Source organism: Schaalia hyovaginalis (assembly GCF_014208035.1).
Taxonomy (GTDB): domain Bacteria; phylum Actinomycetota; class Actinomycetes; order Actinomycetales; family Actinomycetaceae; genus Pauljensenia; species Pauljensenia hyovaginalis.
The window spans coordinates 788723-800131 of sequence record NZ_JACHMK010000001.1 but is presented as its reverse complement, the minus strand read 5'-3'; the positions used below and the strand labels follow the sequence as shown (position 1 = coordinate 800131).

At 68.7% G+C, this 11409-nt stretch carries 10 protein-coding genes; 3 read left to right on the top strand and 7 right to left on the bottom strand.

Annotated features, from left to right (window positions below):
• Positions 1-89: 89 nt before the first annotated feature.
• The 3 genes from HD592_RS03395 to HD592_RS03385 form a co-directional block, all read right to left on the bottom strand.
• Entirely contained in the window at positions 90-1580 is a 1491-nt protein-coding gene (locus HD592_RS03395) for a DUF1846 domain-containing protein (RefSeq protein ID WP_184451883.1), read from the bottom strand.
• Positions 1581-1670: 90 nt separating this feature from the next.
• Positions 1671-2321, bottom strand: a complete 651-nt coding sequence (locus HD592_RS03390; RefSeq protein ID WP_154477964.1) for a LuxR C-terminal-related transcriptional regulator — start codon at positions 2319-2321, stop codon at positions 1671-1673.
• A 4-nt stretch (positions 2322-2325) separates the two neighbouring features.
• On the bottom strand, positions 2326-3525 hold the full coding sequence (locus HD592_RS03385; protein WP_184454397.1) for a sensor histidine kinase: 1200 nt from the start codon (positions 3523-3525) through the stop codon (positions 2326-2328).
• 248 nt (positions 3526-3773) lie between these two features.
• On the opposite strand from HD592_RS03385, the gene HD592_RS03380 reads away from it, so the two are divergent.
• Positions 3774-5519, top strand: a complete 1746-nt coding sequence (locus HD592_RS03380) for a PspC domain-containing protein (RefSeq protein ID WP_184451881.1) — start codon at positions 3774-3776, stop codon at positions 5517-5519.
• The gene (locus HD592_RS03375) at positions 5519-6130 is read left to right on the top strand and encodes a hypothetical protein (protein WP_184451879.1); all 612 of its coding nucleotides are present in this window, start codon (positions 5519-5521) and stop codon (positions 6128-6130) included. Before HD592_RS03380 ends, HD592_RS03375 begins: the two co-directional genes overlap by 1 nt.
• Before the next feature lie 104 nt (positions 6131-6234).
• Here HD592_RS03375 and metG read toward each other — a convergent pair whose 3' ends face one another.
• On the bottom strand, positions 6235-8076 hold the full coding sequence (gene metG / locus HD592_RS03370; protein ID WP_184451877.1) for a methionine--tRNA ligase: 1842 nt from the start codon (positions 8074-8076) through the stop codon (positions 6235-6237).
• Between the two features lie 250 nt (positions 8077-8326).
• Between metG and HD592_RS03365 the strand changes: the two genes are divergently transcribed.
• Entirely contained in the window at positions 8327-8893 is a 567-nt protein-coding gene (locus tag HD592_RS03365; protein ID WP_184451876.1) for an isochorismatase family protein, read from the top strand.
• Here the strand turns inward: HD592_RS03365 and HD592_RS03360 are convergent.
• From HD592_RS03360 to HD592_RS03350, 3 genes are read right to left on the bottom strand one after another with little or no spacing between them, the layout of a single operon-like run.
• Entirely contained in the window at positions 8808-9713 is a 906-nt protein-coding gene (locus HD592_RS03360) for a metal ABC transporter permease (protein ID WP_184451875.1), read from the bottom strand. The genes HD592_RS03365 and HD592_RS03360 overlap by 86 nt on opposite strands.
• Positions 9710-10645: a metal ABC transporter permease gene (locus tag HD592_RS03355; protein ID WP_184451873.1), complete on the bottom strand. Its 936-nt coding sequence runs from the start codon at positions 10643-10645 to the stop codon at positions 9710-9712. Before HD592_RS03355 ends, HD592_RS03360 begins: the two co-directional genes overlap by 4 nt.
• Positions 10645-11400 (bottom strand): metal ABC transporter ATP-binding protein, encoded by a 756-nt coding sequence (locus HD592_RS03350; protein WP_246429974.1) that lies wholly within the window; start codon positions 11398-11400, stop codon positions 10645-10647. Before HD592_RS03350 ends, HD592_RS03355 begins: the two co-directional genes overlap by 1 nt.
• Positions 11401-11409: the final 9 nt, after the last annotated feature.

Genomic DNA, 11409 nt, shown 5'->3' with positions numbered 1-11409 from the left:
CCGGACGCTGCTTCGGCGCCCCGCGGCGATGCCCCCATCGGCCCCGCGGCCGTGCTTTCGGCGAGAGCGGGCGGGGAGCCCCGCCCTCGCTACTTCTTGCGGTACAGGGACTTCGTCGCGTAGACCGGCTCGTTCGTGACCTGGATGCCGAGCGAACGGAAGATCCCCTCGTCGACGGGGCCGAGGATCGTCGAGGTGTGGACGTCGCATCCGCGCAGGTCGCCGAGGCGGTCGAGGGCGCGGCGCGCCCGTTCGTCGGTCGAGGCCGAGACCGCGAGCGCGATGAGCACCTCGTCGGTGTGCAGGCGCGGGTTGCGCGATCCAAGGTGGACGGTCTTGAGGGTCTGGATCGGTTCGATGGCTTCCGGTGAGAGGAGCTCGACCGCGTCATCGATCTCCGCGAGGGCCTTGAGGGCGTTGAGGAGCATCGCGGAAGAGCAGCCGAGCAGTTCAGAGGTCTTCCCGGTGACGATCCGGCCGTCGGCGAGTTCGATCGCGGCCGCCGGGGCCTTCGTCGCCTTCGCGATCCTCCGGACGGGCGCGACGACGGGCCGGTCGGTCTCGGCGATTCCGAGTTTCGCCATGAGCAGGGCGATCCGTTCGGACTGGATGGGCTCGGCCAGTTCCTTCTTCTCGGTGACGAGGGCCTTGAAGTACCTGCGGATCACTTCCTGCTTCGACGCCTCGGAGCAGGCCTCGTCGTCGCTGATCGACAGCCCCGCCATGTTCACGCCCATGTCGGTCGGCGACCGGTAGGGGGATTCGCCGAGGATCTCGGTGAAGAGGCGGCCCAGGACGGGGAAGATCTCGACATCGCGGTTGTAGTTCACCGTCTGGACCCCGTGGGCCGCGAGGTGGAAGGGATCGATCATGTTGACGTCGTCGAGGTCGGCGGTCGCCGCTTCGTATGCGATGTTCACCGGGTGGTCGAGGGGAAGATTCCAGATCGGGAAGGTCTCCCACTTGGCGTATCCGGACGAGAGCCCGCGCTTGTGATCGTGGTAGAGCTGGGACAGGCAGGTCGCCATCTTGCCCGAACCGGGGCCGGGCGCGGTGACGACGATGAGGTCGTGACTCGTCTCGATGTACTCGTTGCGGCCGTACCCCTGCTCGGAGACGATCCTGGCGACATCGTTCGGGTAGCCCGCGATCGGGAAGTGCCGGTAGACGGTGATGCCGAGCCGTTCGAACTTGCGCTTGACGGCCTTGGCCTCGCGGTTGTCGTCCGCCCATTGCGTGATCACGACGGAGCCGACGAAGAGCCCGTGCTCGCGGAACTCGTCGATGTGACGCAGGACCTCGTCCTCGTAGGTGGTCCCGAGGTCGGCGCGGACCTTGCGCCGCTGGAAGTCCTTGGCGTTGACGGCGACGATGATCTCGACGTCGTCGGCGAGCTCGGAGAGCATCGCGACCTTGTTGTCGGGCGTGAAGCCGGGGAGCACGCGGGAGGCGTGCATGTCGTCGATGAGCTTCCCGCCGAATTCGAGGTAGAGCTTCCCGCCGAACTGGGCCCTGCGTTCGGCGATGTGCTGCGACTGCAGTCGCACGTACTTCTCGCGGTCGAATCCGATGGTGCGCACCCTGTTCTCCGTCCCGGCGATCGTCCGACCGCCCGGGGAAATCCTAGGGCCAAAGGCCGCGCGGGGAGAATCCCCGGGCAGTCTCGGTCCTCACACGATGTGGCGCTGCATCGCCCAGCGGGTGAGCTCGTTGCGGTTCGACAGCTGGAGCTTGCGCAGCACTGCCGAGACGTGGGTCTCGACGGTCTTCACGGAGATGAAGAGCTCGTTGCCGACCTCCTTGTAGGTGTAGCCGCGGGCGATGAGGCGCATGACCTCCTGCTCCCTGGCGGACAGGAGGTCGAGTTCATCGTCGCCGATCGCGACCTGCCCGGTTCCGAAGGCGTCGAGGACGAATCCGGCGAGCCTGGGCGAGAAGGCCGCGTCTCCGGCCGCCACGCGACGGATCGCTTCGACGAGCTCGGGGGTCGTGATCGATTTCGTCACATAGCCGCGGGCGCCGGCACGAATGACCTGGACGACGTCCTCGGGTGAATCGGAGACGGACAGGGCGAGGAAGCGCAGGCCGTCGACGTCCTGGCAGGATGCCGCGACTTCCGCGCCTCCGCCGCCGTGCCCGCCGGGAAGGTGCACGTCGAGCAGCGCGACATCGGGCTTGAGTTCACGGCACGCCGCGATGGCGCCCTCGACGTCGGCCGCTTCGCCGAGGATTTCGAGATCCGCACCGGAATTCTCGAGTTCGGCGCGCACACCTGCGCGGACCATCGCGTGATCGTCGATGACGACGAGTCTGATCGGCATGTTGTCAACCCCTCTTCGGCTGGAATGGTGCTGTGCTGGGAATCCTGGGGAGGGCCAGGGCGACCTCGGTGCCCGTGGTGAGGCATCGGATGCGCGCGGTCCCGCCCGCTCGTTCCATGCGTCCGATGATCGAGTCTTTCACACCGTGCCGATCCGAGGGGATCGAAGCCGGGTCGAATCCGGATCCGGAGTCCTTGATGAAGGCTTCGACCGATTCGGGGCGGGTTTCGACGTAGACGGAGACGGGAGGGCGGCCGTGGCGGACGGCGTTCGCAGAGGCCTCGCCGAGGGCGGCGACCAGGGCGAGTTCGCCGGGCCCCGGGACGCAGTCCCCGACGGCGACGACCTCCACGGGCACGCCGTACTTCGATTCGAGGGCCCCGACGGTTTCACGGACCGCTTCGGCGAGGGAGTCCGCGGCCTGCGAGCGTCCCGTGTAGAGCCAGGATCGGAGTTCGCGCTCCTCGGACAGGGCGAGAGCGCGCACTCGGGCGGGGTCGTGCGCGGCCGAGCGGATGAGGGTCAGGGTTTGCAGGACGGAGTCGTGCAGGTGCGCGGCGATGTCGGCGCGCTCGGCGTCGCGCACCTGCTGGGCCTGGGTGTCGGACAGATCCGAGGAGGTGCGCAGCCACAGCGGGGCGAGGGCGAAGAGGACGCCTGCGACGACGACCGCTCCGATGAGGCCGCCGCGCAGGAGGATCAGCGGCGGGTCGCCGCGGCCCACGAGGACGATCGTGCCGATCGACACCATGATGATGCCGATCGCCACGATGACGAGGAAGCGGCCGGAGCGCCAGTTGTCGAGGTTCGCGCCCTGGCTCCACGCGAGGCCGATCCCGATGATGACCGTCGAGGCGGAGACGATGTCCCTGAGGTCGACGACGCCGAAGGCGGAAAGGCCCATGGCGATGAGGCCCCCGACGATGATGATGAAGCCCGCGAGGAGCAGCTGGTTCCGGGCGGTGATTCTCGACCGGTCCTGCCCCGGTACCGTTAGCGGGGCCGTCGCCCTCGAGTCGCTGACGCCGCTCGGACCGAATCGGCCCGTGTCCTTCGGCGTCATCATCCACAGCCACAGGTAGAGCAGGAGCCCCGTGCCGCCGAAGAGTGTGAGCGCGGCGAAGGCCCAGCGGACCACGTGCACGGGTACGCGCGCATGCACGGCCAAGCCCGATGCGACTCCCGCCATCCAGGGGGTCGGCATGTCGACCGAGTCGGGCGTCGCGCGCCTCAGCGCCGGGCGCGAAGCATTCGGGGTGGGGGGATTCCAGTCCCGTCCTGCACCAGTCGGCGAGGGCGGGGCCCAGAACCGGTTCTCAGGATCAGAGGGGACTGCCACGCCCCTATCATCACACCCTCGAAGCGCCCCGCGGTCCACGATCTTGATCTTTCAGGGAGGTATCAGGGCTGTTCCCCATTTCGCCGAGGCGCATTTCACGGAAGAGTAGTGGCATGGACGAGACATATCCTTCCGGTCACTACGCGTCGTCGCACCCGGGTGACGGGCCTTCCGGGCCATCCCACTCGGGCTTCTTCCACTCCCTGCGCCGCTCGGGCTGGTACCGCGCCGAGACCCGAACGGTCGGAGGAGTCTGCTCGGGCATCGCCGCGAAGACCGGGTGGGATCTCGCCCTGGTGCGCGGTCTGAGCGTCATCGCCTGCATCTTCGCTCCGCCCCTGCTCGCGGTCTACGGCTTCGCCTGGGCCCTGTTGCCGGAGCAGCGCGATGGCCGCATTCACGCCGAGGAGCTCGTCGCGGGACGACTCGATGCGGCCCAGCTCGGCGCGGGTCTCCTGATGTTCGTGGGCCTGACTTCATTCGTGCCGGTCTCGCTCAACTTCTCGGCGGGCTCTCCTCTCGCGTTCCTCGCTTCGCTCGGAACCTTCGGGGTCCTCACGCTCATCGTCATCGTCGTCATCGCGGTCCTGGTGGGTTCTTCGATCCGAACGCCCTCCGCCCGGCCCTTCGTCGGAGCCGCGCCGCAGCGCCCGGTGCCCCAGGCAGGCGCAGCCGGAGCGGGCTTCGCGCCTCCCGCACAGCCCGCGGGCGGGCCTTCCGCCCCGTTCAGCATGCCGGTCCCGCCCTCGGCGCCCTCGTCCGCGCCCCTGAGCACTGACTGGCGCAGCATGGGAGGACCGCAGGCCGGCCCGACCCAGCCGCCCGTTCAGGCTGCGCGCGTCCCCTATCCGCCGACGGGCCCGGCTGCGCATTCGACGCCCCGCACGGCTCCTTCGCCGATGCCGCCGATGCCCGCGCAGGGAAGGGTTCCTTACACGCCTTCGGCCGTCTGGACGCCGCCTCTGCCCGTGCCCGTCAATCATGTTTCGCGCCGTTCCAACCTCCTCGTCACCGGTCTCATCGTCATCATCATGGCGGGCACCTTCCTCGCGATGTACCTCATCGGCCGGGGGTTCTTCTTCACCGATTACATGCCCACCGATGTGGTGAAGGCGGGCCTCATCGGCGCGGGAGTCTGCCTTCTCACCGTCGGCCTCGCCCTCGTCATCGCCTCGGTCCGCGGCAAGGGCGCGGGCTGGTTCATCGCCTTGTCCCTCATCGGCTGCTTCCTGGCGCTGCCGACCGCTCTGGTCGGCCTGTCCGCCACCTACGATTCGAGCTCTTCCGATCACTTCTTCGTCGATGAGCCCCCCCACGACTACGACTGGACGAGCGACTCCGTCTCCGGCTCGATCCTCGGTCAGGCCCATCTCGACCTCAGCACCGCCCCCTCGGACGCGGTCAAGGACATCTACGTCGACGCTTCGGTGTACGACCTGTCGATCTCGGCCCGGGCGGATCAGCCCCTGAGGATCGTCTGCACGCGGGAGATCGACGACGTCGTCGCCGCGTACTGGAGCGGACCGGCAACGCAGGACGAGAACGCCCCCTCGCCGTCGGATTGGATCGCCCGGCTCCGCAGCTGCAGCGACGTGACCGCGAGCGCGGCGCCGAGCGTGTCGACCCAGTCGCCCACATGGAGCTCCGAGCGCGGGATCACGATTCACGTGGACACCTGGCTCACGAGCTTCGTCTACTCCGAGGACGCCCCGGCCCTCGAGTCCGATGCCGCCGTCGATTCGCACGAGGACGCGGCGCCCGATTCGAAGCAGTCGGCTGAATCCGCCCAATCCGCCGCCCCCGCGCACGCCCTCCAGCCCCTGAGCGATCCGGCTCACGATGAGAACAGGAGCCTGTGATGACCACCGATCCTCATACCGAAGACACTCGGATCCTTCCGAATCAGGCCGATGAAACGGCTCCGCTGCCGGCCCTGGCCGCCGACCGGCCGGGCGATCCCGAGCCGGGCGAGGCCGCGGCCGTCGATCCCGCCGCGCAGACCGAGGCCCTCCCCGCCGAGCAGACCGAGGCCCTCCCCGCCGAGCAGACCGAGGCCCTCCCCGCCGAGCCGGGCGAGCCGATCCTGTCCGAGCATGCCGAGGCCGCTCCGGGCGACCAGACCGAGGAGGCCACGTTTCCCCTTGACACGACTGCGTCCCTCGCCTCGGAGGCGGGGCCCGAGGCGCTTACGGCCGATCAGCCCGCTGCTCCTGTAGCGCCGAAGGTCTGGACCGCTGCGGACGCCCCCGCGCAGGGCTCCTCGGGTCGCCCGACGCACGTCCGCGTCGGCCAGCTCATCTGGGGATGCATCGTCGCCCTCCTGGGCGTCTTCTTCATCGCCCTCCCCTTCATCTCCAACGTCGATCTCCCCGCACTCTTCATCGGCCTCGTCGGCCTGCTGGGCCTGTCCTTGATCGTCGCGGCCCTCGTGGTGGGTAAGGACCCCGCACCGAACCGCGGCTCGCGCTAGTCAGGAACTCTCACCCGGGAGGACAAGGGAGGGTCCGAACCGTGACGGTTCGGACCCTCCCTTCATGACACGCATTCAGGCGCGCCGGTGCGAAAACCCCGTTCTCAGGCTCCGGTCACGTCGTCGGGAATCGAATCCGCGTAGCGCGCGAGCTCTTCTTCCACGATCGCATCGTCGAGCTTGGTGAACACCGGGGTCGGCTTGGCGATCGGAGTGCCGACGGTGATCTCGTGGCGGCCCCATGCGGGCGCGCTCGTATAGTCGCCGGTGATGATCGGGTAGCCGGACCGGCCGTCGAAGGCTTCGGGCAGGACCTCGGGATCGAGCTCTTCGACTTCCTCGATGCGCGGCATCGGCGCGATCCGGCCGGTACCGCCCATGACGCGGTCGACGTCGTTGGCCGCGTGCGGGAGGAAGGGGGAGAGCATGAGATTGAGGTCTGCGACCGCCTGGGCGAGCGTGTGGAGCACGGTCGCGAGGCGCTCTTGCTGCTCGGGGGCCTTGAGTTTGAAGGGCTCGGTGTCGGCGACGTACTTGTTCGCCTCGCCGACCAGTCGCATCGCTTCGGCGAGGGCGGCCTTCTGCCGATGGTGGCGGATGAGGCCGCCGACGGTGTCGAAGCCCGCATTGATCGCGTCGAGGAGCTCGCGGTCGATCTCTTCGAGTCCGCCCGGAGCGGGGATCTCGCCGAATTTCTTCGCGATCATCGAGGCCGTCCGATTGACGAGGTTGCCCCATCCGGCGACGAGCTCGCCGTTCGTGCGGCGGACGAATTCGGCCCAGGTGAAGTCGGAGTCGGAGGTCTCCGGGCCGGCCGCGGAGATGAAGTAGCGCAGCGCATCCGCCTGGTAGCGCTCGAGGAAGTCGCGGACGTAGATGACGATCCCGTGCGAGGAGGAGAACTTCTTGCCCTCCATCGTGAGGAACTCGCTGGAGACGACTTCGGTCGGGAGATTGAGGACGCCGAGCTCGCCGGGCGTTCCGCCGCGCGCGCCCCCGCCGTTGTAGCCGATCATCTCGGCCGGCCAGATCTGCGAGTGGAAGACGATGTTGTCCTTGCCCATGAAGTAGTAGGACAGGGACTCCGGGTCGTTCCACCACTGGCGCCATGCCTCGGGGTTGCCCGTGCGGCGCGCCCACTCGATCGACGCCGAGAGGTAGCCGATGACCGCGTCGAACCATACGTAGAGGCGCTTGCCCGGCTGGTCCTCCCAGCCGGGGACCGGGATGCCCCAGTCGATGTCGCGGGTCATCGCGCGCGGGCGGATGTCCCCGAGGAAGTTCTTCGAGAACTTGATGACGTTGGGGCGCCAGGTGCCTGACTGCTCACGGTCGTCGAGCCAGGCGGACAGGGCCTGAGCGAGCGCGGGGAGGTCGAGGAAGTAGTGGGTCGACTCGACGAACTCGGGGGTCTCGCCGTTGATCCGCGAACGCGGATCGATGAGGTCGGTCGGGTCGAGCTGGTTGCCGCAGGCATCGCACTGGTCGCCGCGGGCCCCCGGAGTCGAGCAGATCGGGCAGGTGCCCTCGATATAGCGGTCGGGCAGCGTGCGCCCCGTCGAGGGGGAGATCGCAGCCCGGGTGACCTGCTCGATCATGTAGCCGTTGTCCCGCACGGTCCGGAACATCTCCTGGACGATGCGGTAGTGGTTGCCCGCCGTCGTCCTCGTGAAGAGGTCGTAGGACAGGCCGAGCGCCACGAGGTCCTCGACGATGAGCCGGTTGTTCCGGTCGGCGAGCTCGCGCGCGCTGATGCCCTCGGAATCGGCTGCGACGAGGATCGGAGTCCCGTGCTCATCGGTGCCCGACACCATGAGGACGTCGTGGCCGGCCATGCGCATGTAGCGCGAGAAGACATCCGAGGGGACCCCGAATCCGGCGACGTGCCCGATGTGGCGAGGGCCGTTCGCGTAGGGCCATGCGACGGCGGAGAGAATGCGACTCATAGCCTCCAAGACTAGTCGCAGGGCCCGCTTCCGTCGAAAACGATGCCCTCGTCTCCCCCTGTTTCTTCCGCCTCGTCGCCCGCCCCGCGCGCCCCGCCCGCGGAAAAGGCGACCCCTGCCCTCCCCCGCCAAGAGTTCGCCCTTCCCGCATCGCGGGGATGCGCGCCCCGCCCTCGCGCCCGGCTCCGAGCGGGCGGCGAAGCGGTAGCGTAAAGGCGAAGGCAAGAGGCGAGGATGAAGGAGGAGCCCCATGTCCCGCGCACTGCTCGTCGTCGACGTGCAACCCACTTTCTGCGAGGGCGGCGCCCTGCCCGTCGAGGGCGGCAACGCCTGCGCTCAACGGATCGCCGATTTCATCGCCGAGCGTCATGGCGACTACGCCTTGATCGCCACGACGCAGGACTGGCACATCGCGCCGGGCGAGCACTTCTCGTCGGAGCCCGACTTCATCGACACTTGGCCCCCGCACGGCCTCGCCGGCACGGCGGAGGCCGAGCTCCACCCCGCGTTGGCGGGCATCGGCGCCGACGCCTCCTTCAAGAAGGGCCAGTACGCGGCCGCCTACTCGGGATTCGAGGGGCGCACCGAGGACGGTCGCACGCTGGCGTCGATTCTGGAGTCTGCGGGCATCGACGAGGTCGACGTCGTGGGTCTCGCGCAGTCCCACTGCGTATGCGAAACCGCCCTCGATGCGGCATCGCTCGGATACGCGGTCCGCGTGCTGTCCGACCTCACCGAGCCCGTGTCGCCGGAAACCGGAGCGGCCGCCTCCGAGCGCCTTGCCGCCGCGGGAGTGGACGAGGTCCCCTCCCGATGAACCGCGCCCCTTCGCCGAGGCTCACGCAGATGAGGAAGAAGACCCCTGCGACTGCGGCGATCGTCCCCCCGACTGACAGATCCGCCGCGACGGCGATCCCCAGTCCCGTCAGGCCGATGACGGCGCCGGCCAGGGGCGCTGCGATCGTATAGGCCCGCAGCGAGGGGGCGATCCCTTTGAGGCCCGCCGCCGGAGCCGCGATGAGCGCGATGGAGAGCACGGTCCCGACTGCGGGGATCACGACGACCACGGCGAGGATGATCGCGGCGTGCATGAGCCCGTCGAGCCGGCGCCGCATGCGCGCCGGGGTTGAGGAGGCGTCGAAGCAGTGCGAGAGCAGCAGGCCGCCTCGCCCCCGCATGAGCAGGAGCAGGGCGGTCAATGCGGCTCCCGCCGTTGCGACGTCGACTTCGGAGACGGTGAGAACGCTCCCGGTGAGGAAGCTGGCGACTTGCAGGGGGAGGGGTTGGAACCAGGTGGCGAGGAAGTATCCGAGGGCGAAGCCCAGGGTGAGGACGATGCCCGCGGCCGCCTGCGAGGAGATTCCGGGAAGGCGGACCAGCAGCCCCATGAGGCCCGCGAGGGGCAGGCACATGAGGAGGGCCCCCGCGAAGAGGGCCGCCGACAGTCCTGAGTGCCCCGCTCCGAATCCGGCGGCGATCACGACTCCGAGCACCGCTCCGGGGAAGACTCCGTGAGTCACGGATTCGGCGAAGAAGACGCGCCTGTTGAGGACGGCGAGCACGCCGGCGAGGCCTGAGAGGGCGCCGACGAGGAGGACTTCCAGTATCGGGAGGAGGAGGATGTGCCAGAGATTCATGCCGCATCGACCGTCCTGGGGGCCGAGGGCGCTCCGGGTGCGATCAGCGGGAAGCGCGCGAAGATCCTCGACAGGGCGAGGCACAGGGCGAATACGGCGAGGAGGGAGAGGGAGACCGCCGCCTGCGGGGAGACCGGCCGCGCAGCGGGGGCGTTCATCCATTCGATGCCGATCCATCCTCCGGCGAGGGCGACGAGTGTCGAGATCACCACCATCGCCCGGTTCGTCGTTCCGAGGAGGCGCGCGGCGGCGCCCGGGACGACGAGGTAGCCGATGACGAGGAGGACTCCGACGGCGGTGGAGGCGGACACGACGACGGCGCCCACGGCGGCATTGATGACGATGTCGACGAGGAGCGTATTGATCCCGGCGGCTCCGGCCCCGTGCCTGTCGTGGGCGACGAAGAGCTGTTCCTTCCAGGTCGCGGCCATGAGGATGAGGGCGAGGAGGCAGACGAGGAGGGCTTGAAGGAGACGGGAATCGGTGACCTCCAGGAGGCGCCCGAACATCAGCGCCTCGAGCTGTCCGGACATGTCCCCCTTCTTCAGGGAGATGATGATGCCGATCGAGAAGAACCCGGTGAGGATGACCGCAGCCCCGCCTTCGGCGAGGGATGGACGGCGGGAGGCCCAGGTCAGTGCGAGGGCCACGACGACCGCCGTGAGGGCGGCTCCGGGGATGATCCTGTCGCTCCCGCCCCAGATGGCGCCGGCGACGATCCCGGGGAAGACGGAATGGACCATCGCCTCTGCGTTGAATTCCAGTCTCCTCAGATTCACGATCGTCGCAACGGGGCCGATGACGAGGGCGAGGACGATGAGGAGGAGGAACGGGCGGAAGAGATAGGGGGCGCTCGTGGGCGTCGCGAGGCCGGGGACCTGCGAGAGGAGCAGTCTCAAGCCCTCGATGGTGTCGCTGAAGTACTGCGTCATCACGTGAGTCTCACTTCGATCGCCGCCTCGGCATCGGCTTCGATGAGGACGTCGGAGCCGATGCCGTAGGCCTGCGCGAGGTGTTCGGGCGTCAGCACTTCCTGGAGGGGGCCGAAAGCGATTTGGCGGCCCGCGAGGAGCAGGGCCCGCTCACAGGTGAGTCTGGCGAGGGAGAGGTCGTGCGTCGAGACGACGACGCCCACGCCCTCGGCCTTGACCGAGCGGATGATGCCGATGAGGGCGTCCCTGTTCGGCTGATCGAGGCCGTTGAAGGGTTCGTCGAGGAGGATGAGGCGCGGACGGGCGACGAGGGCCCGGGCCAGGAGGATCCTCTGGCGCTGGCCGCCCGAGAGGCGGCCGAATCGCATGCCCGCCCGCTCGCCCATCCCCACGCGCTCGAGGGCCGCCCGCACGCGGAGGCGATGCTCGCGCGCCGGGCGGCGGAACCATCCGAGTTCGCCGTAGAGGCCCATCGTGACGACTTCCTCGGCGGTGACCGGGAATTCGAGGTCGAGATCCGCCGATTGGGGCACGTGCCCGATCGCCCCGGCCATCACCTCGACGCTGCCGGCCAGGATTTCAGCCTCTGAGAGGATCGAGCGGAGGAAGGTGGTTTTGCCGGAGCCGTTCGGGCCGATGAGGGCGAGGGCCTCGCCCTCGTGAAGGATCCCTGAAAGGCCGGTGACGACGGGTCTTCGCGCATAGCCCAGATCTGCTGCGTCGAATCGGAGAACCGGTGGCATGGCGGTCGGCATTTCCCTTCG

Excerpts from the sequence above, each read along its gene's own strand:
- HD592_RS03390 (WP_154477964.1), bottom strand. The coding sequence starts at position 2,321 with ATGCCGATCAGACTCGTCGTCATCGACGATCACGCGATGGTCCGCGCA.
- HD592_RS03385 (WP_184454397.1), bottom strand. The coding sequence starts at position 3,525 with ATGCCGACCCCCTGGATGGCGGGAGTCGCATCGGGCTTGGCCGTGCAT.
- HD592_RS03380 (WP_184451881.1), top strand. The coding sequence starts at position 3,774 with ATGGACGAGACATATCCTTCCGGTCACTACGCGTCGTCGCACCCGGGT.
- HD592_RS03375 (WP_184451879.1), top strand. The coding sequence starts at position 5,519 with ATGACCACCGATCCTCATACCGAAGACACTCGGATCCTTCCGAATCAG.
- metG (WP_184451877.1), bottom strand. The coding sequence starts at position 8,076 with ATGAGTCGCATTCTCTCCGCCGTCGCATGGCCCTACGCGAACGGCCCT.
- HD592_RS03365 (WP_184451876.1), top strand. The coding sequence starts at position 8,327 with ATGTCCCGCGCACTGCTCGTCGTCGACGTGCAACCCACTTTCTGCGAG.
- HD592_RS03360 (WP_184451875.1), bottom strand. The coding sequence starts at position 9,713 with ATGAATCTCTGGCACATCCTCCTCCTCCCGATACTGGAAGTCCTCCTC.
- HD592_RS03355 (WP_184451873.1), bottom strand. The coding sequence starts at position 10,645 with ATGACGCAGTACTTCAGCGACACCATCGAGGGCTTGAGACTGCTCCTC.
- HD592_RS03350 (WP_246429974.1), bottom strand. The coding sequence starts at position 11,400 with ATGCCGACCGCCATGCCACCGGTTCTCCGATTCGACGCAGCAGATCTG.